Source organism: Candidatus Moraniibacteriota bacterium (assembly GCA_016699425.1).
GTDB lineage: Bacteria > Patescibacteriota > Minisyncoccia > Moranbacterales > UBA1568 > SSEF01.
Genome location: CP064975.1, coordinates 900009 through 926120 on the forward strand (window position 1 = coordinate 900009; position 26112 = coordinate 926120).

General features: G+C 54.7%; 22 protein-coding genes. 4 read left to right on the forward strand and 18 right to left on the reverse strand.

What is annotated here, in order from left to right:
• Window positions 1–3: 3 nt before the first annotated feature.
• Both IPJ68_04750 and IPJ68_04755 read right to left on the reverse strand, forming a co-directional pair.
• Entirely contained in the window at window positions 4–3771 is a 3768-nt protein-coding gene (locus IPJ68_04750) for a hypothetical protein (GenBank protein QQR78357.1), read from the reverse strand.
• Between the two features lie 4 nt (window positions 3772–3775).
• Window positions 3776–5461, reverse strand: a complete 1686-nt coding sequence (locus IPJ68_04755) for a hypothetical protein (GenBank protein QQR78358.1) — start codon at window positions 5459–5461, stop codon at window positions 3776–3778.
• A gap of 243 nt (window positions 5462–5704) precedes the next feature.
• Between IPJ68_04755 and IPJ68_04760 the strand changes: the two genes are divergently transcribed.
• On the forward strand, window positions 5705–7324 hold the full coding sequence (locus tag IPJ68_04760) for a glycosyltransferase family 39 protein (protein ID QQR78359.1): 1620 nt from the start codon (window positions 5705–5707) through the stop codon (window positions 7322–7324).
• A gap of 33 nt (window positions 7325–7357) precedes the next feature.
• On the forward strand, window positions 7358–9310 hold the full coding sequence (locus tag IPJ68_04765) for a glycosyltransferase family 39 protein (protein QQR78360.1): 1953 nt from the start codon (window positions 7358–7360) through the stop codon (window positions 9308–9310).
• Window positions 9311–9338: 28 nt separating this feature from the next.
• Here the strand turns inward: IPJ68_04765 and IPJ68_04770 are convergent, their stop codons facing one another.
• The 3 genes from IPJ68_04770 to IPJ68_04780 form a co-directional block, all read right to left on the reverse strand.
• Window positions 9339–10292 (reverse strand): FtsQ-type POTRA domain-containing protein, encoded by a 954-nt coding sequence (locus IPJ68_04770; protein QQR78361.1) that lies wholly within the window; start codon window positions 10290–10292, stop codon window positions 9339–9341.
• Between the two features lie 163 nt (window positions 10293–10455).
• Complete coding sequence (locus IPJ68_04775; protein QQR78362.1) at window positions 10456–11325, reverse strand: AAA family ATPase; 870 nt, start codon at window positions 11323–11325, stop codon at window positions 10456–10458.
• 5 nt (window positions 11326–11330) lie between these two features.
• Entirely contained in the window at window positions 11331–12473 is a 1143-nt protein-coding gene (locus IPJ68_04780) for a glycosyltransferase (protein QQR78363.1), read from the reverse strand.
• 95 nt (window positions 12474–12568) lie between these two features.
• Here IPJ68_04780 and IPJ68_04785 point away from each other — a divergent pair, with 95 nt between their 5' ends.
• Entirely contained in the window at window positions 12569–12787 is a 219-nt protein-coding gene (locus IPJ68_04785; protein ID QQR78364.1) for a hypothetical protein, read from the forward strand.
• Window positions 12788–12833: 46 nt separating this feature from the next.
• Here IPJ68_04785 and IPJ68_04790 read toward each other — a convergent pair whose 3' ends face one another.
• From IPJ68_04790 to IPJ68_04810, 5 genes are all read right to left on the reverse strand, one after another.
• The gene (locus IPJ68_04790; GenBank protein QQR78365.1) at window positions 12834–13973 is read right to left on the reverse strand and encodes a glycosyltransferase family 4 protein; all 1140 of its coding nucleotides are present in this window, start codon (window positions 13971–13973) and stop codon (window positions 12834–12836) included.
• A gap of 92 nt (window positions 13974–14065) precedes the next feature.
• A complete protein-coding gene (locus tag IPJ68_04795; GenBank protein ID QQR78366.1) occupies window positions 14066–15079 on the reverse strand; it encodes a rod shape-determining protein in 1014 nt (337 codons plus the stop codon).
• A 12-nt stretch (window positions 15080–15091) separates the two neighbouring features.
• Complete coding sequence (locus tag IPJ68_04800) at window positions 15092–15295, reverse strand: hypothetical protein (GenBank protein QQR78367.1); 204 nt, start codon at window positions 15293–15295, stop codon at window positions 15092–15094.
• 20 nt (window positions 15296–15315) lie between these two features.
• Window positions 15316–16353: a UDP-N-acetylglucosamine 1-carboxyvinyltransferase gene (locus IPJ68_04805; GenBank protein ID QQR78368.1), complete on the reverse strand. Its 1038-nt coding sequence runs from the start codon at window positions 16351–16353 to the stop codon at window positions 15316–15318.
• Window positions 16354–16664: 311 nt separating this feature from the next.
• Window positions 16665–17528 (reverse strand): group II intron reverse transcriptase domain-containing protein, encoded by an 864-nt coding sequence (locus IPJ68_04810; GenBank protein ID QQR78369.1) that lies wholly within the window; start codon window positions 17526–17528, stop codon window positions 16665–16667.
• Between the two features lie 213 nt (window positions 17529–17741).
• On the opposite strand from IPJ68_04810, the gene IPJ68_04815 reads away from it, so the two are divergent.
• A complete protein-coding gene (locus tag IPJ68_04815) occupies window positions 17742–18035 on the forward strand; it encodes a four helix bundle protein (GenBank protein QQR78370.1) in 294 nt (97 codons plus the stop codon).
• A gap of 540 nt (window positions 18036–18575) precedes the next feature.
• Here the strand turns inward: IPJ68_04815 and IPJ68_04820 are convergent.
• From IPJ68_04820 to gap, 8 genes are all read right to left on the reverse strand, one after another.
• The gene (locus IPJ68_04820; protein QQR78371.1) at window positions 18576–19283 is read right to left on the reverse strand and encodes a hypothetical protein; all 708 of its coding nucleotides are present in this window, start codon (window positions 19281–19283) and stop codon (window positions 18576–18578) included.
• Between the two features lie 362 nt (window positions 19284–19645).
• Window positions 19646–20266, reverse strand: coding sequence for a nucleotidyl transferase AbiEii/AbiGii toxin family protein (locus IPJ68_04825; GenBank protein ID QQR78372.1), 621 nt, complete (start codon window positions 20264–20266; stop codon window positions 19646–19648).
• Complete coding sequence (locus tag IPJ68_04830) at window positions 20253–20525, reverse strand: hypothetical protein (GenBank protein QQR78373.1); 273 nt, start codon at window positions 20523–20525, stop codon at window positions 20253–20255. The genes IPJ68_04825 and IPJ68_04830 overlap by 14 nt, the downstream gene beginning before the upstream one ends.
• Before the next feature lie 64 nt (window positions 20526–20589).
• The gene (locus tag IPJ68_04835; protein ID QQR78374.1) at window positions 20590–21516 is read right to left on the reverse strand and encodes an FAD-dependent oxidoreductase; all 927 of its coding nucleotides are present in this window, start codon (window positions 21514–21516) and stop codon (window positions 20590–20592) included.
• Window positions 21517–21616: 100 nt separating this feature from the next.
• Window positions 21617–21910 (reverse strand): metal-sensitive transcriptional regulator, encoded by a 294-nt coding sequence (locus IPJ68_04840; protein ID QQR78375.1) that lies wholly within the window; start codon window positions 21908–21910, stop codon window positions 21617–21619.
• A gap of 65 nt (window positions 21911–21975) precedes the next feature.
• A complete protein-coding gene (gene murD, locus IPJ68_04845) occupies window positions 21976–23391 on the reverse strand; it encodes a UDP-N-acetylmuramoyl-L-alanine--D-glutamate ligase (protein QQR78376.1) in 1416 nt (471 codons plus the stop codon).
• A gap of 93 nt (window positions 23392–23484) precedes the next feature.
• Window positions 23485–25074, reverse strand: a complete 1590-nt coding sequence (locus IPJ68_04850) for a D-aminoacylase (protein QQR78377.1) — start codon at window positions 25072–25074, stop codon at window positions 23485–23487.
• A gap of 21 nt (window positions 25075–25095) precedes the next feature.
• Window positions 25096–26100, reverse strand: coding sequence for a type I glyceraldehyde-3-phosphate dehydrogenase (gene gap / locus IPJ68_04855; GenBank protein ID QQR78378.1), 1005 nt, complete (start codon window positions 26098–26100; stop codon window positions 25096–25098).
• Window positions 26101–26112 lie beyond the last annotated feature (12 nt).

Here is a 26112-nt window from a genome sequence, read left to right on the forward strand (position 1 = left end):
CTATTAGTTTAGCATACGAAACCCGGGAATTTTCTTGCCTTCATGCCCCGCCAACGCCACGACACGGAGCACATACTCCTGGATCGACTCCCCGGTTCGGGCACGTGCGAGTTCAGTTCCGAATGTTTTCCCGGCTGCTTTCGAAAGTTTCGCGACCGTTTCCATCTGCGACCAGTGCAGTGGATTCTTCACCCGGTCATAAGATGAAAGCGGGTTCTTCACGAGTGCGTCGTGGTTCGACAACACAACGGCTAGTTTCGCCTTCGCGAGTTCGGTCTGCGAAATCGGGTTGAAGTTCCGATCATACCCTTCAGTATTCATTACTTCATCCGTCAGAAAGATCTGCTCTGAGACATGTTTGAAGTTTCGGAAGATATCTTTCTGAGCGTCGGCTGGCAAGCTCTCGACATAGGTCATTACGTTGCCGGTCGGACTTAACAGTTCTGTTTCCGGACGAAGCTCCACAACGCCATCGACGGCATCATCCGAGACTATGACGGACTCGAGTCGACCAGCCGCACTGGCAGCTTGGCTTTCTTCAAAAGCCTTGACCAGACGTGGGTAAATGTCTCTGCCTCCCGCGGGTTTGCTCACAGTATCAGGTGTAATCCCGCCATCCTTCCCTGAAGATACATCGGCTGATGGTCCAGTTGGTGCCGCAACTTCGATCGGTGCACTACCCTTGGCTTCTTCGATAAGTTTGCTCATCTCATCTGCCGAGATGAGCTTGCCGATCTCGAGCTTGGCTCCCGCCTGGATATAGCTAGGAGAGAATTTCCCATCGGGACCCGCGACGAAACCGGCAGCGCGCGCCATATCCGGACTGGCATCGAGTTTCGCTTGCAGTTTCAACTCGACGAGTTTGGCAAACCGATCCGACGCACGCCGATCCATGTCCGGCACATCCTGGACCACACTCTTTGCCAGCTTCCAGATATTGTCACCGCGTTTCACCTCATGGGTCGAGAGGAAATCCTTCGCCTTCGGACTAACCTCTACACTTTGTCCGGCCGGGACTGCTGTTGCGACGGCTCCTGGCACCTCTGTCGCTGGTGACACGGAAGGGTTTGAAGTCACTTCACCGCCAGTCGGACCGCCGGCGACCGCACCCGCTCGAGTCTGTTCCACAACCGGCGCAGCTCCGGATGGAGGCGCCGCTGCATCAGATCCAGACTCTGAGACTGCTGCTGCCGGCACAGAAACAGCATCAGCTTTATCGACAAAAAACCCATGGGCGAAATGTGACGCCGCACCAGACCCTAGGACAACTCCTGCAAAGATCGCTCCTGATTTCCGGAGGAGTGCATTTCGTCGCCGTGCCCCTTCACCCCGCCGTGCCTTGGCTGCTTCGTCTTTCAAAAAAGCCTCGAGCAAGGAGAGATCCAATTTCCCGTCTCCTTCTTTCCCAGTAGCTATCGCCTCGACCGCTTTGGTCTCCACAGCATCTTCCATCTTCTGGAAAAACCCCGCCTGATCGGTTTCGACATTCACGCGCTTCTTCTCCCGACGACTGGCAGCATACTTGTCCATTCCAGCCTCAGCGACTACAGCCAATCCTGCTCCGGCTGCAAGCCGTTTCAAAGCGAGGGCACCAATCGCGACCGATGCCACTCCTCCTGTGGCTGCCCCGAGCGCTACCGCCCCACCGACAGTGACGGTCGCTGTCAAGAGATACTTGCCGTACTTCTTTGAGAACTCATTATTGGCCGTGCCAAGCTTTTCGATTCCTTGAACGGCCGCACCTCCCATGATAGCCGACGCTCCAAGGAAATATTTGGCATAAGCCTTCCATTTCGCGGTCTTCTCACCTTCGACCTCTGCCTCCAGACTCCCGATAGTTTCCTTCCAGCGTGCATCTAACTTTTCCCCCAGCGGCTTCTTTTTCTGAACGTCACGCATCTCTTGCCGCGTTTTATAGATCTGGTCGCTCTCGTCGAACTGAACCTCGCAGATGAGTGACGCCATCTCGGGAGGAAGCTCCTGCACTGTCTTACCGGAATGCTTCAGCTTTTCGAGTTCCGCCGTCTGGAGCGCCAGGACCGCCTGGTCGTACGTGGAATGGAAGGCTCGGATATCATGATCATCGGACTCACGATGTCTCAGCGTACGAAATGTCTGCATCAGTTTCTTCCAGGTACTCCCTTGCGATTCCTCGGCGACGATGAATGCCGTCCGCGCGGCCGTCACCGCTTCCCGGAGCTTGGCAATTTTAGCATCTTGCTCGGTCATGTCCGGCTTAGCTTCACCCTGTGCACCCAAGGGGGTGAGCGCCTCGACCGCCTGCCAACCCTCAGTCTGTGCCATTCTTTCCAGACCAGCTGCTCCCAAAGTACTAAAGCTCGAGTCATCCTTTTCGTAGACCCAGTATTGATCCGATTTCTTTTCCACTCGTACCTCGCTCCCATTTGCCCTTCGGTAAGCGAGTTTGCTTCCAGCATCGAGAAGAACGAGTGCCGCTGCGATATCCACCCCCTTCGGTATCGGTAGTGGTTCAGGCGTCGGCATTGGTTCAACTTTCGGGGCCACTGGCGGCTGTGGGAATGGCTCTGCTTGCGGGACCGTGGTCGCAGCATCTGGTTCGATCGGATCAGCTTTGGGTGTTGCCGCAGCCGCATCTGGACTCGGTGCCTGAGCCACCGGCACCGGGGTGGGTTCAATGTGTGGAGTCGCCACTGGTTCTACCGGCGCGACCATCTGGTGCAGACTATATCCATTGCCTATCAGCCCCTCAAGCCTTTTCAGCGTTACTGTCTTTTCCTTGATATTTTCTCCCTTCGAACCATGGGTAGTTTCGATGATTTTTACCTTGTGAGCCTTTCCTGCATTGACCAATTCGATAATCCTGATTGTATGTTCTGACCGTCCACCTGAAGCCTTTTCCCAGACCTGACCCACGACAAAGCCCGAGGCTTCAACCACTCCTTCTATGGATGCCTTCGGTTCCACGACGGCAGCCGGCGGAGTCGCTGCATGAAGTGCAGGCGCGGTAACGACATCGCTTTTTGTATCAGAAAGCTCTGCTAATTTTTCCAAATAGACCGTTTGGATCTCAGCTTGCATTTCGTATGCCCCTTTCTCGACGGCCTTGGCAAAATGGGAACCCGTAGAAACAGCATATTTCCGCAAGAGAGCCTTTAAAGGTTTACCCACAACAAAACATGGTACCGTGGTCCATCTGCCATTCCCACTAGCTTCATTTTTCAGGGAATACAGCTCAGACAAGGTATCCGCGGCCTTCATTCTCGCTATCCAGTCATCCTTTTGTCGTGAGAGCTCGTCGAGTATTTCAGCGACTACCCTTTCCCGTGAGGCTTTCGCATCGATGTCTCCATCTAGTACCGAAGAAACGACAGAGCTACCGTCACCTCTTCCTGGAGAATCTTTCTCTTCGTCTGGCTCTGCGACGCCGGGGGAAAGGCTCGGATCCGCGGCGTCTACTTCCCCTTCTTCGGGAAAAACGTCGAGTGCGTCTTCTGTGGAACGTCCGGCAACACGTGCATTCGCTGCCATTTCTCGCTCTGTTTTCTCTACTTGAGCCTGATCATACCCAAATGGACTCACATCCCTTTTATCCTCATCCAATTTTTCCAGGTATTCATCTATTTCCTTTTGAGTAGGCTCCTGCTGTACCGGTGGCACAGGATCCGCCACCGCAGGAGTAACGGTTTTTGATTCGATCGCAGCTAATTCCTCCGCCAGAAATTTATCGATTACCGCCTGAGCATTCGGCAGCGCCTCGACACTTCCATTGATTGTGGGGTTTGGTTCCATAGTACTAGGATTTGTTCACAGGTTCTGCTGCCATCAATTCTCCCATAAGTGTCTCCGTATCGGAAGAAGTAAGTTCAATCTTGTCTATCACCCGCGGTATCTTTGCCAAGAGGAATGTTCTAAGTGCCTGTGAAATCTCTGGTGCACACTCCGCAGGATCTTTTTTGTTCGCCCGCAATAGCCCTTCGAGACGAGAGACGAAGCCGGCCTTCAATAAGAATAGTTCTCGCCGCAATCGGCTCTGATCCGCCGAACGTTCCCACTCCGTCAAATCCTTGAGATCGGTGATCGGACGACCGGTTCGGAACTCTCTCACATTCGTCGTCGGCTCTGGCTCAACATGATCCGTGTCTGGCTGATCCTCCACCAGAGGAGGTGCTGTCACTGGATCAGACTGATCCGGCGCATCTGGCTCTCTTTGGGCATCAGCCTTAGCGGCAGCAGGCTCGGTGGCCACTGCAGCAGCAGCTGACTGGTCCTCGACAACCACTGGTTCTCCAACCGAGACGGCAGGTGCGGCTTCTGCCGATGCTCCAACTACAACTGGTTGAGGCGTCTCCTTTTCCAAAGCAACGAGCGTATCAGGTGATGTTTTTTTCCTTTCCTGCGCATCTCTCGACTTTTGCCACGTCTCACGCAATTTTGGCGCAGCTTTCTCCGCTTTCATGACCCACTTCTCCATTGGAACGAGTACATTTGTTTCAAAATGTACTCGTTTGTCGGCATTCCATTTCTTCGGATCAGTGCCCGATTTCAACCACTCTCCCGCTTTCATCATCGGGAGATCACCCTTCCACCCCTTCCTGATTGCATGTAAGAGATAGTCTTTAGGAAATCCTGAATGAAGCGTCTTCCATCGTGCAGTGAGCTCCCCCAGCTTCGCGACTTTTTCCTCGATACTCTCACCAGGCTCAACTTCAACCGACTGCACTAATGGTCCGTCCTTACTCTTTTCCCCTTCCACATTTCTGCTCAAAGACACCGCGCTTCCCTCACGCCCTCGCCGTGACCCAGGTTTACGATCTTCTTCTCTTCCAACGGACGGGCGAGTAGGCTTCAAACTTGCAGCCTGACGACTGTCTTTCGATTTTTCCTCTTGACGAGCCGATTCGATCGCTGCTTGGATCGCCTTGATATAGTCTTCAAAATTCACCTGGACCGTCCGGAGGGTATCAATAGCATCCAAGTAAGCTGCCGAACGATTCACTTCCGATAAGTCTCCAGGTTCGAGATACGGTGCAATTGATTGCTTTGCCTTTTCAAGGTCGGCCCTGACGGAATCCTGGAAATTCTGACCATTGATATCCAGCTCTGCTTCAGGGTGTTCCAATGCCAAGGCCATTAAGAGGGTATGTGCCTTTTCAATATTGTCCATCAGTTCCTGAGGATTGTGTCCTTTCTCGTTTCGACCCTCCACCTGTGTCTCAACCGAAACTAAGGTCGACGTCTCAGCCCACGTTCCCAAACCGCCCCGATGATGGATTGCCCGTCCTGAAACTGGTCCACCTTTCCCTTCACGCTTTTCCCTCTCCGGTTTCCCTTCTGGTGCTCTCCGTCCTGATTTACTGTCAGCCGAAAGAACCGAATCAACAACTTTCGGTTCCTCTACGCTTGGAGCCTTGAGGATCACTCGTCCCGCAATCGCTCCCTTCAATTTTTCTGCAAATGGACTAGCCACCAGCTCTGCCATAATCACACCATCGTTACATTTTTTCTTTTTCCAAGCCTATTTGCTATAATTTTAACAGAGCTCGAAGAAAAAGTCTCTTCCGTCAGGAGATATCGGAAGTTTCGAGCGAGCAGCACGAAGATCGAGGAGGGCTACCTATCCGGTAACGTGACGAGATCTGAGGTGGTGCACAGCCGAAAATGCCGTTATTGAGTAGGAAAAGGACTTTTTCTTCGAGCTCAAAGGTAAGAACACAAAAACGAAATGTTGTCTGATACTCCACTCCCAGAAAAGCGCTGGACCGAGCGCGTGACGCCGTATGTTTTATTCGCAATCCTCGCTCTCGCTCTCTTCGTCCGGGTCTATCACCTCGATTCGCTGCCCGCTGGCCTCTATCCGGATGAGGCGACCAATGGCACCGACGCCCTCCTCGCCAATGAAACTGGCGACTACCAACTCCTCTACACAAACAACTACGGCCGCGAGGGACTCTTCATCAATCTCCAGGCGCTGGCCATCAAATACTTCGGCAATACCGTGCCCGTCCTGAAGTTTTGGTCCGTCGTTTTCGGGACGCTCGCCGTTTTCGGGATCTACCTCCTCGCCCGAGAGCTTTTCGCGCGCCGATTGTATGCCCTGATCGCCGCTTTTCTCCTCGCCACCAGTTACTGGGCCATCAACTTCTCCCGGATCGGCTTCCGGGCGATCATGGTGACCTTTCTCCTCACCTTTTCGTTCTACTTTTTCTTCCGCGGACTTCGGACGAACCGGCTCCGTGATTTCCTTTTCGCCGGACTCTTCCTCGGCATCGGCCTCCATACCTATGTCGCGTTCCGACTCGCGCCACTCATCCTGATTGCACTCCTTCCCGCACTCCTCCTCACCTATGAGCGCTTCCTCGCCCGCTACTGGAAGCACATCCTCGCCTTCACACTCGGGGCTTTCATCACCGCTGCACCGATGTTCTATGATTTCTATATCCACCCAGACCATTTCTCTTCGCGGACCGGAGCCGTCTCCATTTTCTCACCCGACATCAATCACGGAGACTTCTGGGGCACCTTCGGCAAGACTTTTGGTCTCTCGATGGTGAAATACAATTTCTGGGGCGATCAAAATTGGCGCCACAACTATCCCCCCTATCCGATCCTTGATCCCGTGACGGGTGCGCTCTTCCTCGCAGGGTTCCTCTACCTCGTCTGGGAGACAGTCAAACTCATCGGACTACGACTGCGCGAGAAGCTCCGAGACGAGCAGCTGGTCCGGAACTGGTTCCTCCTCTCCGCTTTCTTTGTCATGCTCATGCCAGAATTCCTGACCGAAGAAGGCCTCCCCCATGCGCTTCGAGCGATTGGTACCCAGATGCCCGTCTACCTCATCGCCCTCATTCCTATCGCCTGGGTCGTGAACCGAGCTCGACACTCCCTCGCGGGCGGACGCATCGCGCTCTATTCACTCCTTGCCCTCAGTCTCCTCTTCGGGGCCGCTTTCAACCTGACCAAGTATTTCGTTTTCTTCAATCACAACCCCAATCAGCATGGGGCCTTCAATCAGAACTTCCGCAACATGGCCGTCTACGCGATGAGTCTGCCCGCTGACACCATGAAATACGTCGTGACCAACGGGGGCGGCCGCATGATGGAAGACGGTCTGCCCGTTTCCGCGCAACCGATCAAATTCCTGACGTATGGCAAGATCGAAAACCTCGTCTATCTGACACCAGAAACCAAAATCCGAACTCGTAATAGTGTCATCATCCTGATGAATCGAGACGAGCGGATTATCGAGCGCTTGAAGAAACTACAACCGAACATCCAAACAGAACGGATTGACCTCTATCCTGGGACGACGAGCGAGTTCACCGTCCTGCGCTTCCCTCAATAATCACCCTCATAAATCACTCACGCTCGACGCTCTATGGAAAACCTGAAACGCCTCGCCCCGCAGTGCCTCGCCCTCATGATGGTGGCTTTTTTCGCCACTTCCATCCTCGTTTCCTATCAGGAATCGACGACCATGGATGAGAAGGCCCATATCCCGGCTGGCTACAGCTATGTCCGCTACCAGGACATGCGCATCAATCCCGAGCATCCACCACTCCTGAAAGACCTCGCCGGACTCGCCCTCCTTCCGCTCAACCCCGCCATGCCCAAAAGCGATCCCCTCTGGGAAAGTGGCGACTGGCTCGACCTCTCCAAGTTCCCCGAGGGATCAGCTCGGACCTGGGGTCTCGCTCAATGGGCATTCGGTGACAAACTCCTCCACCAAAACGGCAACGATGCCAATCTCGTGACCTTTTGGGCGCGTTTCCCCTTCATCCTCGTCTCGCTCCTCCTCGGTTTCTTCATCTTCCGCTGGACGAAGGAACTTGCTGGGACAGTTGCTGGCCTCTTCGCAGCCCTCCTCTACTTCTTCGATCCGAACATCATCGGTCACAGTCACTATGTCACGACCGACATCGGCATTGCCGCCTTCATTTTCTTCGCCTTCTACTTCTTTGTCCGTTTTCTGAAGGATCCAAGTAACAAAAACATCCTCTGGTCCGGTGTCTTCCTCGGCCTCGCTCAATTGGCCAAATTCTCCGCCGTCCTCCTCTTTCCAATTTTTGGAATGTTTGCCGTGCTGTATGGATTCGCGCTCACCGTCGATGCTGTCCCGGGCGCCTGGAAAATTAGATTGAAGAACGCCTTCTTCTACGGACTCAAATATCTGGGTAGCGTTGCGGTCTGTTTTGTCGCGATCTGGATCCTGTACTTCTTCAATACGGTCCAGATGCCGGGAGAGGTGATCGCTGAAATCGCCCGCGCCCAGTTTCCCAACACCAAACTGATTGGCCAGGTCGCCGAGACCAGCGTCATTACCATGAGCAATTCGGCTATCCTGAAGCCATTCGCCGAATACTTCCTCGGCGTCTTCATGGTGTTCGCCCGAGTCGCAGGCGGCAATACCTTCTACTTCTTGGGACAGGTCTCGAATCACGCTTCACAACTCTACTTCCCCGTCGTCTTCGTCCTGAAAGAGACTCTCCCAATGCTGTTCCTCCTCCTCACGACATCATTGTATGCTCTCTATCGGATCGGTCAGGCGCTCCTCCGACGGAACGGTGCCAGCCTCCTTTCGGTCATCACGACCTCATTCCGCGAACGGATCGCCCAATATCTGATGGTCTTCTTCGTCCTCTTCTATAGCTATGTCAGCATCACCGGCAACCTGAACATCGGCTTCCGCCACCTCTTCCCGATTCTTCCCTTCCTCTATGTTCTCGTCGCCAAAGCCGTCTTCGATATCCTGAAACGCGAGAGCGAACACCCCGCCACTCACCGGACGCTGCGTATTTTCCTCGCCTGTGCGACCTTCGCGATTATCGCTATTCCCGTGTGGTCTTACCCGAGCTACCTCTCCTACTTCAATATCATCGGTGGCGGGCACGAGAAAGGCTATCAGTATGTGACCGACTCGAACTACGACTGGGGCCAGGATCTTCGACGGCTCCGCGGCTTTGTCGACAACTACAACCAATGCGTCGAAAAGCGCTTCACGACTCCCCTCTGCGAACCGTTCCGCGCCCTGGCCACCCCCAAGGACCAGCCAATCGATGTGATCCGGGTCGATTATTTCGGCGGCTCCAATCCTGCTTGGCAGCTCGGCGACCGGCTCAAAGGCTGGCATTCACACCTCGCACCAGAAGCCGGCTGGTATGGTCTCTCAATCGGTTTCCTGCAAGAGAATTGGTACAAGCCCCTCGAGCCCGGCGAGCTTTCGTATGACTGGCTCCGTGGGCGCAACCCTGACTTCCGAGTTGGTGATTCCATCTTCGTGTACTACATCAGCCCCGAAGAAGTGATCGCAAAGACCGCGCCGGTTCAGTAGCAATAAACGTCAGGTGAAAAAAGAGCGGTTACTCACCGTTCTTTTTCTTATTCTTCAGGGCTGGCTTTTCCTCCGAACCAGTCGTCGTCGGGAGGACTGCCTCTGTGGGTGGTCCATCACGTTCAACATAAAAAACCTTGCCTTCGACCCGGAGATCGACTGATGCGAGCCGGGACCGATCTTTCCCTTCCTTGGTGTACTCCGCGAGGAACACCTGAAGCATCCCGAGACTCTCTTCGGGTGGCCGCTCGACCGAGACGGTGAGTCGCCAGCCTTCTCCGGTCAACAGTGTCAGTTCGCCGGAATAGCGCGAGGGAGTCGTCGCTTCGCCCGGTATCGTCCCGGGTACGAACTTTGGTAACTGTTCGTGGAACGTGCGGAATGTCTCGAGATATGTATCAATTGAAAGTGCCTCTCCGACGGCCACCGGCAGCGCGCTCCCATCGATGACCGAGAGTCTGAGCGCATCATACCGGCTCTCATCAGCCGCTGGGACGAGTACTGCCATACCATGACGCACTCCATAGCAGGGACCACCGGCACACCAGCGAAGGAACACGGGGGACTCGGTCAGGTGAAGAACGACGCGATCAGGAAACTGCCGCGTAACGGACACTCCTGTGACGAGCGGGAAACGTTCCAGGATAGTTTGTTCGATAGAGCGTGACGGGATGAGGAAAAAATTACGTTTCGCCAGCCATCCGAGGTATGCCCCATCCATTGCCACCTCGACGACTGCCCGGTATTCCGTGGGCGAGACGATCTCCCCACCTTCAACCGACACTTCTCTGATCGAGAGTGACGGAGAGAAGAACAACACGTACCCGCCGACGAGGGAGAAGGCTGCCCAGAGCGCAAACGGCGCCCAAGGGAACGACCCGTGAACTGGCGTGGTTGTCCGCCGCCGCGAAGCCTTCCCCTTGTGAGTGAGCATCGCCGCTTCAAAAATTTTCGATTGGCTAGATTTTTTTTGTTTGAACATATTAGGGCCTATTTCACAATTCGTTTACGTCGCGAAAAACCAGAATTTCAAGCGGATATGACGAATAACGAGGAGGGATATCGAGATATTTCGACGAGTTTTGAGACATGAGCAGCTGAGATTATGGTATTGCAACGGGATCAGGAATGTTGAGATAAGCACTCTAGGCCTGAGTGAAAAGCTTTTCCAGGAGGAGGCGCGGATTTCCTTCCTTCCGCGAAACCTGATCCAGTGTCTCGAGCACCGCATCGAGGAAGGTGACAAATGCGACTGATTGCATCGACTGCTCACCCCGCTGTCGCTCCAGTCCGATGAGCCACATTTCCAAGAGATCCGGGAGATCGTCGGGTTCGACTGCTAGTTTTTCGGCCAGACTGAGACGCTCAGCCCAGGTGAGGCGTGTAAGCTGGAACAGACCCCTCAACCGATCCTTCTTGGCGGCAAAGACAATCGGATCCTGAGCCGCCTCGGCGATCAATCCAGGGAGTCCGAGCGAAAAGAAAAAATCTGGTACGTCGACCTTGGGGAAGTGCGTACGCAGTTCACTACTCGTCAGTGGAGTGAAGGTGACCGTGAACAGCCGTGAGCGTACCGTCGGCAGGAGCTGGCCCGGCAGATGCGTCACGAGGATGATGATCGAAGTCGAATTGGGCTCTTCCAAAATTTTCAGCAGGGCATTTTCGGCCGAAAGCGTCAGCCGATCCGCTTCATCGATGATGACCACTCGGTACTTCCCGGATCCAGGGAAACGCGAGAGGAAAGCCTCTGCACGACGGATATCCGCAACCGACAGGGCCGCTGATTTCGCCATATCAGTCTCCGGTGTTGCGCCGTCCCGGCCGATGACGAGCACATCGCCGAGAGCTGTCTCGGTCGTGGCTCCACCACCCGACAGTTTCTCTGCGAACTCAGACGCGACGAGGAATTTCCCCAACTGGCGCGGACCAGTAAAGAGAAAACTTTGCGGTGTGACGGCCGAGGCCGCGATCCGATCGAGTTGCTCTCTCACTCCTGCATGGCCGTAGATATCCATATCAGTCATCGCTTCACGGCTGCAGACTGATCGACCGCTGCCCGGATGCCAGCGAGAAAGCCCGCGCTCCCGTATCGCACCAATCGCTGGCGCATGATCTCCGGCTGATACCCCTTTTCCCGCTCGAGGAAACGTCGGACGCCATCCGCGATCATCTCTGGTGTACTCCCCATGAAAAGTTCTCCGGTGACACCCGGCTCGATCAGTTCTGTCGCCGCACCACTCGAGAGCGCGATCGTCGGAATGCCGAACGACAGCGCCTCGGCCACCACGAGACCGAAGTCTTCCTCGCTCGGTTGGATGATCGCCCGCGCTTTGGCGTACGCATGAGCCAGCGCCGTATCACTGAGTGCTCCGGCAAACTGAATAGTCGGACCGGCGAGCTCGCGGAGCGACTGCTCCTCCGGGCCCGTACCGACCACGAGCAGCGGGAGTTCCAAACGATTGAATGCTTCAATCGCCGTATCGACGCGCTTGGACCGAGTGAGTCGCGCGACGATGAGGAAATATTCTTTCGCGGTTTCGGCTCCCACTTCGGCTGATTGCTGTTCCTGGAGGATGCCGGCTGGCGGATACACGACCGTCGAATCGCGCCGATAGTATTTCTCGACTCGCCGCCGCGTAAATTCGGAATTGACGAGCAATGTGTCTGGCCGCTCCGCTGACTGACGGTCCCAGACGCGCAGATAGGAGAGAAATATCCGGAGCAAGAGATTGCGCTCGCGGCCAAGCTCACGCAGATACTGCTCTTGGCTATCCCAGACATAGCGCATCGGCGAGTGGAGGTAGGCGATATGCCGCGTGTGAAGCCGCGTCACGAGCCCCTTCATCCATGCCCCTGAGGAAGAGATGACGAGCGGGAAGTCTCGCAAATCAATCGCCTCGACCGCGATCGCGTACAAGGGCAAGAGCCAGCGGTGCCGCCGTCTGAGCCAAGCGGGAAATTTCTGAAGGAATGAAGTCCGGATTTCGCGCCCCGGAAAGTACTTGCCGACAAAGGCTGGGTCAGCCAGCAAAGTATAAATAGGCGCATCCGGATACGCCTCCGCGAGCACCTTGAACATCCGCTCCGCTCCGCCCCAAGCGAGGAGAAAATCATGCGCCAGAGCAATCTTTTTTCGTCCGTTTTTGGGCTTATTTTCTGGCATATACTACTGTTGACTTAAGTTCTACTTTGTGCTATCATGTTCTGTTCGTAGCTACGAACACCTTACCAACCCGATTCTTACGCAAGGAGAGTTCCATGCAAACCCAAACTACTGCCGAAAAGCAGAACGAGAAAGATCGTCGCGACAATCGGCTGGCCAGGGGCGCACTCGTCCACGGGTTCATCACGGGAGTATCTCTCGCAATAGGCGGAGTAAACCCTTGGGTGGCAGGCGCCGCGGTTGGGTTTACGTTCATCATCGTCTACTCCCTCTTCTCTATCCGCGCTCTACTCACCGAGCTCGCCGAGAAGTAATACGACAACCTTGTTTTTCGACCAGGCCGAACCATTGGTTCGGCCTTTACCTTTGCCGCAAAAGGGCCTCTACGGACTGGGCACAGACACCCCAGGAAAATCGCCGAACATTCAAGGTACCTTTCTCTATTATATCAGCTCGCTTTTCTGGGTTCCAAACGAGCGTCGCGATCGCTTCGGCTAATTGCTCGGGTTTCAAAGGATCGACAAAGAGCGCTCCTTCCCCGGCAATTTCGGGAAGTGAAGATGTATTGGAGGTAATTACCGGCACACCGACATTCTGCGCCTCGATCACCGGCAGCCCAAATCCCTCATAGAGGGACGGAAAGAGGGATGCTTCGGCTCCGCGGAGCCAGTGCCATTTCTCGGCAGCGCTCACATAACCGATCTCCTGGATCGCCTTTCGGTATTTGCTCCTGGCTATCTGTTTTTCAATTTCCGAATAGCCATGACCCGGCTTTCCCGCGAGCACCAGCACATGCGGCAAGCCGGTCTTTTCTTTGAACTGCTCAAAGGCCTCGATCATCCGTCCGATATTCTTGCGCGTCTCGATCCGTCCGATGAAAAAGAAATACGGAGTACCTGGCTCTGTTTTTTCACCCGACCCTGCTGGCCCGGCCGCCGATTGATCAGCGCCCTCATAGATAACCGCAATCTTCGACTCCGGTACGCCGTAGAGCTGGACCAGGTCGCGCTTCGTATTTTCGGACACCGCGATTATCTGGCTCGCTACCCGCACCGAAAACCGGATGGCGGCCCGCATATATACCCGCTGCCAGACAGAATACGCTTCAGGAAAAAATTCATACTCGAGGCCATGCACTACCACGATTGTTCGCATCTTTTTCTTACCCGACAGAAAACGAAGCGCTGTAGAGACCGGATGCAGTATCAATAGTGTGTGCAGCGGTACGAAAAGCACCTCCACGCCATCGCATAAGAGCTCCCACCCCATCCGTATCTGCGTACAAAAGCGCGGTGCTCGCACCGTCCGTATCTCCCAGTTCTCCGGGATGTCGAAATCCGCCGCAGCATCTTCGGAACCGAGCTCTTGGCGCACGTACAAAATGACGCGATGTTCTTTCGGAACGACGCCTCGCAGATGCCGGATCACCTGATAGCTATATTCCTCTATCCCCGTCCGCCGCCGGAGGAAAGCCCGAGAGGCATCGATGCCAACTTTCATGACCTACGACTTACAACTTACAACCAACAACCAGGTGTGCTTCGGTTTTTTCATACTCTTTTCATAGTCGGTTGTCGGTCGTATGTTGTCGGTTATTTTCCGAGCATCAGGCTACGTTTGTAGGTATCCAGATTCTCGAGCACGATACCCGTTCCCTTCACGACACAGAACGCCGGATCATCCGCCACATAGCACGGGACATTGATCGTCTTGGCGATGAGCTGATCGAGATAACGGAGCTGTGCCGTCCCGCCCGAAAGCACCATACCCTTGTCCATGATATCCGACGCGAGTTCCGGTGGGGTTTCCTGGAGGACCTGCTTGATGACATGGATGATCTCACGCAGTTCATCCTGGATCGCTTCCGTCACTTCATTCGAGGATAGCGTGATCGTCTTCGGCAACCCACCCATCAGGTCGCGGCCGCGCACTTCCATGTGGTCTTCTTTCACCTGAGCGATCGCCGAACCGATGCCGATCTTCACTTCCTCGGCTGTCCTATCCCCGATGGCCAGACTGTACTTGCGCTTGATATAGTCGCTGATGGCTTGGTCGATCTTGTTCCCGCCTACCCGAGCGCTGTGCGAGGCGACGATACCCCCGAGCGAGATGATGGCGATCTCGGACGTCCCGCCGCCGATATTGATGATCATGTTTCCCTGGGCGGTGTGAATCGGGATGCCAGCGCCGATGGCCGCGAGGACCGGCTCCTTCACGACATACGCCGCTTTGGCACCCGCCTTCATCGCCGCATCGACGACGGCCCGCCGCTCGGTCGAGGTGATCCCCGCCGGCACCGAGAGCACGACTTCCGGCCGGATGAAACGGATCCGCCCCATGACGCGATTGATAAAGTACTTGAGCATCGCCTCGGTCACTCGGTAGTCAGCAATCGCTCCATCGCGAAGCGGCTGGCTCGCCACGATGGTGTCCGGTGTCCGCCCCAGCATTTCTTTAGCCTCATTGCCGACAGCGAGGACTTTGTTTTCAAAAAGGGAAATAGCAACGACCGATGGTTCATTGATAACCACCCCTTCACCCGGAACAAAAACGAGTGTATTCGCCGTCCCCAAATCGATACCGATTTTCCGTATCAGCCACTGCATAGGGTATCGCGTTTATCTCGTCTCTCGAGTGATACTCGCCCCGATCGCCGAGAGTCGTTTCTCAATTCGCTCATAGCCGCGATCAACCTGATAGATATCCTCGATAATGGTCTCACCAGATGCTGTCAGAGCGGCAATGATAAGCGATGCCCCGGCCCGCAGATCATAGCTCTTGATGACAGTCCCCCGGAGCGGTGTCCGGCCATGGACGAGCACCTGATGCGGATTGAGGACGGTCAGCTTCGCCCCATTTTTTCCGACTCAACCACATAATTGAACCGCCCCTCAAACATCGTATCGAAAATAAGCGTCTCACCCTCTGCCTGGGTCGCGAGCACGGCGAGCGGTGCCTGGATATCGGTCGGGATGCCAGGATACGGTCGAGTGTCGATCTTCGGCACCGCCCGAAGCGTCTCGGCCGGATGCACCGTGATCGCATCTGGGGCGATGGTGAAGTGCGCACCGAATTCCTTCAACTTTTCTAGGACGATATCGAGATCATCTTCGCGGGCATGCTCAACCGTGATTTCACTCCCCGTCGCGACTCCGAGGGCGAGAAAGGTCGCGGCTTCATTGTGGTCCGGCATGATAGCATGCGTCGCACCCGCAAGTTCGGAGCGACCCGTGATGACGATCGTGTGCGTCCCGAGTCCAGAAACTTGGGCGCCCATCTTTTGGAGAAAGCGTCCGAGGTCGACAACATGTGGCTCGCAGGCCGCGATCTTGATGACAGTCTCGTCCGGCAAGATGGCCGCGAGCATCATCGCATTTTCGGTCGCGGTGACCGAGAGTTCCCGCAAGACGACTTTCCCAGCATGCCGTCCGCTCGCTTCAATCACGTAACCTTTCTCTGTCAGCGTGATCGCGATGCCAAGCTTAGCGAGCGCATCGACATGTGTATCCACCGGCCGCGCCCCGATGACACAGCCACCCGGTTGACGCAGCTCGAAATGATCGAAGCGCGCCGACAGCGACCCGAGGAGCAAGATCGACGAACGGAGCCGCTTCACCTTGTCCTGGTCAGCGCGCGCCGGGTCAATCGTCCCTGGAGTGATGACAACCGTCCGCTCTCCCTGCCACTCGACCGTCGCTCCCAGGCTCTCGACGATTTCGAGCATGCGGAACACATCCTCGATCCGCGGCATATTCTCGAGTACCGAACGCTCACGAGACAAGAGCGTCGCCGCGATGATCGGCGTCGCCGCATTCTTCAGGCCATAGACGGGAATAGTCCCGGCGAGCCGTTTTCCACCTTGGATACGAAAGACTTCCATAACCCCGAGTATAGCTCGAACGAGGGCTTATTTCAAGGCGGGAAAAGGCCTATTTTCTGGGCCAGAAATGATAATCCGCCCATCAGCCGGAGCCGAGAGCGGAATCATTGATGTGGGCGGCAGGCCTCTATTAGTGCTGCCGCGTGGGACAGGGACACCTGTTCCAAAATTGGTTGAAAGCGTTTTCGCGCTTTTCTTTTGTTTTTGTATTTTGTTTTTCGCACAGAACAGTGTAAAAAAATAAGAAAACGGGCTTTCACCCGTTTTTCGCTTCTTTTACTTTACCAGTATAGCAGCTTTCAACCCGGTTGTCAAAGCTGATTCGCTATCTTCTGTTGTAGTTTCCTCCCATTCCCCCACCCAAGCATTCCGAGGTACGAAGCTACTGTTTCTTCTTTTCCTCCAGTGGCCTCCACTCGTCGCAGCATCCGCCGCTTCGTCACCGTCCGGAGTACTCGGTGATCCGAGAAATGCACCCAGCCGAGGAAATCCACTCCGCTTGCGACAGTTCTGATGAACACCTTGTCGGGGTGGAGCTCGAGTCGAAGATTGAGTCTGAGAAACGCATCCATCAGAATGAGTATATTTTTCAACTCATTTTCATTCTTGGAAAATACGACGAAATCATCTGCATACCGGATGTAATATTTCGCTTTCAGTTGCTGTTTCACAAACTGGTCGAGCTCGTTGAGATAGATATTGATGAGGAGTTGCGAAGTCAAATTGCCAAGCGGAAGCCCTCGGCCAGGTGTCCCCGAATCAAAGCTGGTGATGACTCTTTCCAGCAGCCAGAGCGTATCGGGATCAGCGATGTGTTTTTTGAGGATACCTATGAGCACACCCTGGTCGACCGAGGCGAAGCATTTCCTGATATCGCCCTTCAGCACCCAGACCGTCCGAGTGTGATTGTTCGAGACCTTCCGACCAAATGTCCGAAAACGATTGAGGGCTCGGTGTACTCCCTTCCCAATCCGACACGAATACGAATCAGCGATGAAGGTCCGGTCAAAGCATGGATAGAGGGTACGATAGATCGCATGATGAAGGAGTCGGTCTCGCACTGACGCCTTGTGGATATCTCGCGGTTTCGGATCATTCACCCTGAAGGCCTGGTATGGGCCGTGCGTATAGGTTCTCGTCTTGAGTGATTCATGGAGAGCGATCAGATGATCCATGAGATGCAATTCAAACTCCTGGACGTCTCTCTTCTTGGTTTTTCCCCGTTTGAACTCGGTCCAGGCGAGGAGAAGGTTATCGATGGAAATGATATCATCATAGGTGATATCTAATTTCCTTTTCTTCGCATATGCCTCAAATGACGCCCCCCCCCGAAGCTCTTGCCGATTCTTGAGAAACTAAAGATTGCATACGCTTTGTGGTATAGCTTTTTGCTTATCCTACCAAAAACCCATCGGCATTCGCTCGGATCGAGAATTGATGATTTGTTTGTTGAGACAATCGAGGGAATAGCCACCGCAGCTTTTCTCTCGCCAGTGGAGAAACTTCCCTATGTGAAGTATGGGGTGAGAAAGCTCGACACCCTCAAGATACTCCTCATGATCCTCTGGGAGACCAAGTCACTGGATGACAAGAAATATATCGCTCTTTCGGAGAGACTGAATGAGATAGGCAGAATGCTCGGCGGCTGGCAAGGACAGCTCCAAAAGAAAACTCTCCCGTAGAAGGAGAGAATGAAGAGACTGGCGAGACGGGGAACGCGAAGGCTCCATCATCGTTCCAGTTGTTGCCCGGGTTATCGTAGTAGGCATTCACCTGCTGCCCATCGTCGTTACGGTTCGATTCGAGGATGTTCGGGTTACCGTCGGAAATGTATATTCTGCCACCTATACCACCACCCGTTGACTACTCGCCGGGTTGAATCGTATCCGGTATCTCCAATACCTTAGCAGAATAGACCAAGTATCTTCATTTTTTAACCCTTCAACTTGCTCAGGGTCATCCTGAGTCTTTTATCGAAGGATGAAGTGTCTGCACAAGCCACTCTCTTTGAAGCCGTAATCGCAAAGACTCTCGGCTTGTGGATACTGGATTCGGCCGCGGAAAACCGTAGTCGCCCGCAGATTCGCTTACTACCAATTTCAGTATATCAAAATAATAAATTTGAAGAAAATGTAAACCCCGCACTACCGTTCGGTAAAATGCGGGGCCCAAGGACTAAGTATCAAGGGTCTAAGAGACCAAAGGTACAGAGTCCGAAGTGCTTATTGCGAGACGGGGAACGCGAAGGCTCCATCATCGTGCCAGTAGTGGCCCGGGTAAGCGCAGTAGGCAAGCAGCTGCTGCCCAACGACGTACCGGTACGAAGCGAGGAAGTCCGGGCTACCGTCGGAATCGATGATGGGTTCGTGGGGCACGGCGACGTAGTAGATGCCCCAGCGCTCCAGTTGCTCATCAGAAATCGCTTCCCGGATGAGGAGTGCCAGTTCACCGCGGAGGTCATTAGACTTCCCGTAGTCGCGCTCACCCCTTGCCCGTAGGTTGGCAGTAGTGCGCTCGGTATCGGTATCGAACTCCTTCTTGCCGAACAAGAGCGCAACGGTGTATTGCTTACCCGGCTCCAAGCGATGCTTCTCGTTGTAGTCGGGCTTGCCGAGGATATCTCTCGCCCATTTGGTGAAGTTCATCCCGCCAGTTTCGCCGTGTTTGGACCACTCCTCATTCGTCCAGCCACGGCCGGTCAGAGTGACGAGGATACGGCCGTGCTTGTCGGTCTTGTAAAGCGGGCCGAGGCCGAGGAGCTTGCGGAACTCGTCACGCGGCGGAATAGTTCCCGCCACGCAAGCTTCCGCGATATCCGCGATCCTGCCTTCGCCCAGGAGCTTATCTTGCCAGAGCTCCGGGGTGACGCCTTTTTGCAGGAGAGTGTCGTGAAGCTTCGTAACTTGCGGGAATGAAATAGAGGTGCACATTGCAGTCTCCTAACTATGCTAGTCCTTGCGGGTAGCCGCTATAAGCTCTCGAAAGATTCGAGTTTGCCAGAGCAGAGAAAGGCCTAGGAAAGCCACTTTCTGCTCTGGCAAAAATCATGATTTTTAACGAACAATCCATTATACACCTTTTTCCTGTTTCTGTCCAGGGTAATATATTCGAGCGCGAAAAAGAGGCTTTCTAGAGCCTCTTACCACGAGCTACACATCTACTCGCTATCCGGCTAGTGCGTGCCACCTCGCCGGATGAAATCGTACGCCGCGAGGGCAGCGGTGACGCCGAGGCCAGCCGAGATGTTGTTCTGCTTCTCGTAATACGTCAAAGCCGCCACCGCGCTTACTCCCTATGCTTCGCTCAGACTGAAGTTCATCAACATCTTCTTTATATCTTCATCGTTTTTTTCAAAACCCGGGCGATACATCACCGCTTCGGAATAATCGACATCATCAAAGTAAGCAAGCTGCGAACGGAAATTCTTTTCATTGAACTCTTCGCCGAAAATACTCTCCGCTCTGTCGGCGATTTCCCGTAACGAATGCCTCGTCTCCAAAATGAAACAAATGTCGACATAATCCTTCCATTTCGCTCTCCTGCCAAGCGCGTAGGCCTTCATCGATGCGAGTGTGAGAAGCTCCGGCAATCGGGCGGTGTCATCCCAGAGGACGGGGTATTCGAGAGCGAACGGGTATCGGAGAAACGTGAGCTTCACGCCGTCCGTGAGTACCGTATATTCTTCCGGGGTATCGACGAGCGTCCGGATATTCTTTCCGAAAGCGATGATGTCTCGCCGGAGCGCATCGGTACGAAGAGGTTCCGCGGTGAAGAGATCGAAGTCGATGGATGCGCGGTGTCCGATATGGAGAGCTATCGCCGTCCCGCCCACCAGACCGAAATCAGTGCGAAACTTCTGCAGAAGCGGAAGTAAGGTCTTCTGTTGTTCCGAAAGAATGTCAGCGTGCAGCATGGCGGGCAAAGTAGAGATCGAAATAGTGAGCAATAGCGGGGCGGTAGTTATTTCTCTTGCCTTTCCTTTGGGAAAAATACACTTCGGCCACCCTCTGTATCCCGAGCAGTGCAATAAGCGCCCGGACATCACGCCAATCCCCATAATTTAGGGTATGCTCGACAATCGAAGCTTCGGATAGGCGTGAGGCATCGTTGACATACCACACGAGGTGCGGTCGGGACTGGATAAAGGCACTCAACGCAGTACTCTGCCTCATATGTTTCTCATTTTCTTCCTTTAGTATAGCAGAAAATGAGAGATTTTTCCTTGGGAGCACCGCTCTATTTCTTCTTCCCCTTCCGAATGAAGTCATAGGCCGCGAGGGCAGCAGTGACACCGAGGCCAGCCGAGATGTTGTTCTGCTTGTAGGGTGCATCAGTCGCATCGCCAGTCGCAAAGATACCGGGTTTCGAAGTCGTTGCCCGGCGTGTATCGAGGATGATTTCCCCGCGCTCATTGAGCTCGAGCAGACCCTGTGCAAACTCAGTATTTGGCACCATGCCGATCTCGACGAAGACACCATCAAGCGCGATGTCCTTCACCTCAGCTGTCGTTTTATCCTGGTACCGGAGCGCTTCCACCTTGGTCTCACCGATGATTTCCTGGGTCACGGCATTATAGATGACACTCACTTTGGGGGAGGCAAGGATCTTCTCCTGCGTGATCTTATCCCCCTTCAGCTCGCCGCCCCGAACGAACAGGACGATCTCATTGGCATATGGCAACAGGTCCTCGACTGCTTCCAAGGCTGAGTTGCCACTCCCGACGACTGCGACTTTCCTCTGCTTGAAAAACGGCGCATCACAAGTCGAGCAGTAAACGACGCCGTGACCGTTGAATTTTTCTTCTCCCGGAACAGCCAAGTGGCGGTGCCGACCCCCGGTCGCGACGATGAGGGTTTTCGTGTCATAGCTGCCCTGATCAGTCGTGATGCGGTAGCCACCGGTCGGGAGCTCGGTCAGACCCGTCGCGCGCTCACCGGTTTTTATCTCGAGCCCTTCCTGAGCCCGCAAATGCTTTTCCAGTGCCTGACCGAATTCCCAACCAGCGATTGAGACAGTCCCAATCCAGTTTTCGATCGAGGCCGACACGACGGACTGACTCAGGAAGTTTTCCGTGATGAAAAGCGTTTTGATTTGTTTCCGCGCGGCATACACGCCGGCAGCAATACCCCCTGGTCCCCCGCCCACGATAATACAGTCATACATAAAAGAAATTCAAAATATAAAAGTTAAAGTGAAAAACCAAGGAGTCGCTTCGCGACACAATAATTTTTCATTTTGATATTTGCATTTTCCATTGAGTTTATTACTGCATCTTGAACAGACTCTTCAAGTAGGCTTCATCAATTTTTTTCTTCCCATCCCACTTACAGACGAGGTCATCCTTCAGGAGCTCGACCCCGAGCATCGCCACGGCTTCTCGAATCGCTGAAATCTGAGCGATGATGTCGAGACATTCGTCATTCTCTTCGACCATACGACGGACACCGCGGAGTTGACCCTCGACACGCGCGACACGTGCCAGGACGGCTTCCCGGCCCGAGCGCGGCTTCACGGCTTCACGCTTCTGTTTTCCTGAATGTGGTTTCATTGCGGACATAACAATATACCCTCTGGGGGTATAGTACCCCTCGTCAGCCCGACTGTCAACGTACTCGACCGCCGTCACGCTGCCAGGAGTCGCTGCACGCCCGAGCGGAATTGATCCCCCCGATCGAACTCGTTCTGGAACAGACCGAAGCTCGCGACACCGGGCGAGAGGAGCACCACATCCCCTGGCTCTGCTTCATCCGTCGCGACGCGCAGTGCATCCTCCATACTCGCGACAACAGGAAAGAGCACGTCCGATTTCCCGGCCGCTGAAGCAGCCTGCTCCATGAGCGGTAAAAGCTTCTCAGTCGCTGTCCCTTGGAAGAGCACCACGGCTTTCGGCTCAGTCGCAAATACCCGGGCCAGCTCGGCGTAATCAAAGGCCTTGTCCGCTCCGCCAGCAATGAGCACTACCGGTGCCGTGAAGGCTCGGATACCCGCCATGGCCGCTTCCGGCATCGTCGCCGCTGTATCATTGAAGTACCGCACCCCTTCTCGCTCCCCGACGAGCTCGAGGCGATGCGGCACACCCCGAAACGTCGCCAGAGCAGCACGGATCACGTTCGGGGAAACGCCTTGTGTCCGAGCAGCAGCGATCGCCGCGAGGATATTGCTTCGATTATGTTCGCCACGCAGAGCGACCTCGGGCCAAGGAAAGAGCAGCTGTTCCCCGGCAGCCGTTCGCTCATACACCGTACCCGATCGGAAGAAGACCCCTTCCCCTTCCGTCAGCTCATGCTCGGAGAACCAGACGATGCGACTCTTCGCCTGAAGGGCCATCGCTCGCGTGCCTTCATTGTCACAATTCAGGATCAGCCAATCATCTTGCTTCTGGAAACGGAAGATGACCTCTTTATCGGCCACATAGGCCGCCATCTTCTTGTAATAATTCAGGTGGTCAGGATAGATATTGGTCACCACGGCCACCGATGGCGAATAGGCGTGCGAAACAAAGGAGGAGAGTCGCCACGAAGAAAGCTCTGCGACCACGGCTGAGTCTCGGGTCAACTGCGCCAGTGCATCGAGGAAACCGATTTGACTGATACCAGCCCGGACAATTTCCTTGCCTGACTGCTCCAGGATATGGGCGATGAGTGAAGCTGTCGTTGTCTTGCCCTTGGTCCCCGTGATACCGATCATCGGGCGTTTCGTGAGCTGGATGAAAAGACTCGCGTCCATCTCAACGGGGACATGCTGAGTCAGGGCAAGCTTGATATATTCATTCGTCCAGGCGATGACCGGATTCTTCACCACCATATCCGCCTGAGTGAAGTCTTCGGAGCGGTGCTGCCCCAAAACGTAGGTGATGTTCTTATACTTCGCGAGTTCTCGGATAGTCGGCGCTAGGTCTTCCTTCGTCTTGATATCGGTCGCGATCACCTCGCGCACCCCCGCCTCGATGAGGAATTTGATCGTCGCTAAAGCGCCTCGATTGAGACCGATGCCGAAAACCGTAATGCGCTTGCCTTTGAACCAATCAGATTTCAGCATAGGGAGAGAGGGCTGTACCGGTTCCGTACATCCAGAAATTATAAAAATATACCCGGGACGTGAAGCCTCAATAGCCTGGTCGCTGGCACGAGACTACCAGGGAAGCCACGAATGGGGTTTGCGATAGATCCGACCCGGCCGCTTGCCATTATACACCCCGTTCTCAATCGTCAAAATCCCGTTCACCAAGAGCGCCTCCACACCAACGGCATACTGATAAGGGTCTTCCATCGTCGCCTTATCAGCGATAGTCTCTGGATCGAAGACGACAATATCCGCCGCGGACCCAACCGTGAGGAATCCCCGGCCTTCCAGCCGGAATTTCTTCGCTGGTTTCCCCGTCATCTTGTGCACTGCCTCTTCCCAGGAGAGCGAACGTTGACGCCGGACATATTCAGCAAAGACTCGTGGAAAGGTACCGAAGTTCCGCGGGTGAACATGATCACCCGTTTCAGCGTGTTTGAGATTGTAGCCCGAGCCATTTGAGCTGACGATCGAAAATGGATGCCGGATGGCCTTCTGGACGTTTTTCTCCGAGAGTGTTTCAAGCGATACGATCGCCCGACCTTCGCTCGCGAGGAGCACATCGATGATGACTTCCTCCGGCGGCTTGCTATGGAGATGTGCGATGTCGGAAACCTTGCGCCGAGTGAGCATTTTACCGATATTGGTCACCGACAGGATCATCGACGAGTAGTCGACCCCGTTCTTCTGCATCTCAGCGACGACCGCGCTCCGGACCTCCGGGTCACGGAGCCGAGCGAGCATGAGTCGCGCGCCATTCTCTGTAATCCACGTCGGCAGGAAAGTGTACAGCACCGAACCGGTCGCCGTATACGGGTAAACATCGAAACTGATATCTAGCTGGTTCAAAGCCGCCGTCTCGATGAGATTAAACGCCTCATCCATGAGCGGCCAATTCTTCTCCCCCACCGCCTTGAGGTGCGAGATGTGCAGCGGGACTTTCGATTTTTGAGCGACCGTCACGGCTTCTTCTACCGCCCCAACGAGACCCTCTCCTTCATTGCGGACATAGGTCGCATAGACACCCTTCTCGCCCCGGAGCAGTTCCACGAGCCGGAGAATTTCATTGGTGTGGGCACCACGGGCATGCGTATAGAGGAGTCCGGTCGAGAAACCGATCGCCCCTTGGTGGAGCGCTTGTTTCAAGAGTCGCTCCATCACTTCCACTTCGGCATCATGGATCGGTCGTGTTTCATCTTTCATCACGCCGCGACGGAGCGTCCCGTGCCCGACGAGGGTCGCGAAATTCACCGCCGGCCGGCGCTTCTCTACCGCCGAGAAAAATTCTTCCATCGTGAGCCAGTTGAAATTGACCCGGCTCACATCGGTCCACTTTTGGATCGAACGGATGATGTCGGCCCGGGTGAGCGGCGCTAGTGACGAGCCGGAGTTCCCTCCGACAATAGTGGTAACCCCCTGATAGAGGAGGCTCTCTAATTCCGGAAAGGCCAGCAGTTCCCAATACGTGTCCGAGTGATTATTGACGTCGATAAACCCGGGGGTAACATATTTGCCCGTCGCATCGATGACCCGTTCCGCCGCACCGTTCACGTTGCCAATCGCGACGATCCGGTCCTCTTGGACGGCCAGGTCGCCCTGAAACATCGGCTCACCAGAGCCATCGATCAAAGTCCCGTTCTTGATAAGGACGTCATACATATCGTCCCGCTGATTTTGTTTTTACTTCACCAAAGCCGCCATCTCGACGAGGCGGTTCGAGTAACCCCATTCATTATCATACCACGCGACCACCTTCACCAGATCACCGTCCACCACCTTGGTAAGCGACAGGTCGACAATTGCTGAGTGCGGATTACCGATAAAGTCAGATGAAACCAGTGGCTCGTCCGTGACATCTAGTACATGGGCGAAGCGTGGATTGCGGCTCGCTTCGGTCAAGACCGTATTGATCTCTTCCACCGTTGTCTTCTGCTTCAGGAGAAACGTGAAATCAGTCAGTGATACGACGATGGTCGGGACACGAAACGAAAGCCCATCGAAACGCCCCTTGAGTTCCGGGATCACCTGCGTGACAGCAATCGCTGCCCCAGTCGTCGTCGGAACGATATTCTGCGCGGCAGCCCGGGCTCGACGAAAGTCCTTGTGCGGGCCATCTTGCAGTGTCTGATCGGCCGTGTAGGAATGGATCGTGCTCATGAGCGCCTTCTCGATACCGAAGCGTTCATGAATCACTTTGGCGATCGGGGCGAGGGAATTCGTCGTGCAACTCGCATTGGAGATGACGGTTTCGCCAGCGTACTGATCCGCATTGACACCCAGGAGAAAGGTCGGCACCGCTCCATCATCCCCCTTCGACGGGGCCGAGAGCACAACACATTTCGCGCCGGCCGTGATGTGCTGCGCCGAAGCGTCTTTATCCGTGAAGCGGCCGGTGCATTCGAGCACGACATCCACCGCCAGGTCCTTCCAGGGAAGTTTCAGCGGGTCCGGCTCAGCATACACCGGGTAGTCCTTCCCATCGACCGTGAGCTTCTCTTCTCCGACCGTGACCGTCTTGGCGTAGTGGCCATAGGCCGTATCGTGAGCGAGGAGGTGGGCGAGTATAGATACCTCGGCCAAGTCATTGATAGCGACCACTTCCAGCTCCGGTTTTTCCAACGCGATCTTGAAAGCCGCTCGACCAATCCGCCCGAAACCGTTGATGGCGATCCGTTTCTTTTCCATAACCCTGTGTGT

Coding starts and splice junctions, on each gene's coding strand:
- IPJ68_04750 (QQR78357.1), bottom strand. CDS start 3,771: ATGGAACCAAACCCCACAATCAATGGAAGTGTCGAGGCGCTGCCGAAT.
- IPJ68_04775 (QQR78362.1), bottom strand. CDS start 11,325: ATGGATATCTACGGCCATGCAGGAGTGAGAGAGCAACTCGATCGGATC.
- IPJ68_04765 (QQR78360.1), top strand. CDS start 7,358: ATGGAAAACCTGAAACGCCTCGCCCCGCAGTGCCTCGCCCTCATGATG.
- IPJ68_04835 (QQR78374.1), bottom strand. CDS start 21,516: ATGTATGACTGTATTATCGTGGGCGGGGGACCAGGGGGTATTGCTGCC.
- IPJ68_04755 (QQR78358.1), bottom strand. CDS start 5,461: ATGGCAGAGCTGGTGGCTAGTCCATTTGCAGAAAAATTGAAGGGAGCG.
- murD (QQR78376.1), bottom strand. CDS start 23,391: ATGCTGAAATCTGATTGGTTCAAAGGCAAGCGCATTACGGTTTTCGGC.
- IPJ68_04785 (QQR78364.1), top strand. CDS start 12,569: ATGCAAACCCAAACTACTGCCGAAAAGCAGAACGAGAAAGATCGTCGC.
- IPJ68_04830 (QQR78373.1), bottom strand. CDS start 20,525: ATGAGGCAGAGTACTGCGTTGAGTGCCTTTATCCAGTCCCGACCGCAC.
- IPJ68_04805 (QQR78368.1), bottom strand. CDS start 16,353: ATGGAAGTCTTTCGTATCCAAGGTGGAAAACGGCTCGCCGGGACTATT.
- IPJ68_04810 (QQR78369.1), bottom strand. CDS start 17,528: ATGGATCATCTGATCGCTCTCCATGAATCACTCAAGACGAGAACCTAT.
- IPJ68_04840 (QQR78375.1), bottom strand. CDS start 21,910: ATGTCCGCAATGAAACCACATTCAGGAAAACAGAAGCGTGAAGCCGTG.
- IPJ68_04770 (QQR78361.1), bottom strand. CDS start 10,292: ATGTTCAAACAAAAAAAATCTAGCCAATCGAAAATTTTTGAAGCGGCG.
- gap (QQR78378.1), bottom strand. CDS start 26,100: ATGGAAAAGAAACGGATCGCCATCAACGGTTTCGGGCGGATTGGTCGA.
- IPJ68_04780 (QQR78363.1), bottom strand. CDS start 12,473: ATGCCAGAAAATAAGCCCAAAAACGGACGAAAAAAGATTGCTCTGGCG.
- IPJ68_04825 (QQR78372.1), bottom strand. CDS start 20,266: ATGCTGCACGCTGACATTCTTTCGGAACAACAGAAGACCTTACTTCCG.
- IPJ68_04820 (QQR78371.1), bottom strand. CDS start 19,283: ATGTGCACCTCTATTTCATTCCCGCAAGTTACGAAGCTTCACGACACT.
- IPJ68_04760 (QQR78359.1), top strand. CDS start 5,705: ATGTTGTCTGATACTCCACTCCCAGAAAAGCGCTGGACCGAGCGCGTG.
- IPJ68_04795 (QQR78366.1), bottom strand. CDS start 15,079: ATGCAGTGGCTGATACGGAAAATCGGTATCGATTTGGGGACGGCGAAT.
- IPJ68_04790 (QQR78365.1), bottom strand. CDS start 13,973: ATGAAAGTTGGCATCGATGCCTCTCGGGCTTTCCTCCGGCGGCGGACG.
- IPJ68_04850 (QQR78377.1), bottom strand. CDS start 25,074: ATGTATGACGTCCTTATCAAGAACGGGACTTTGATCGATGGCTCTGGT.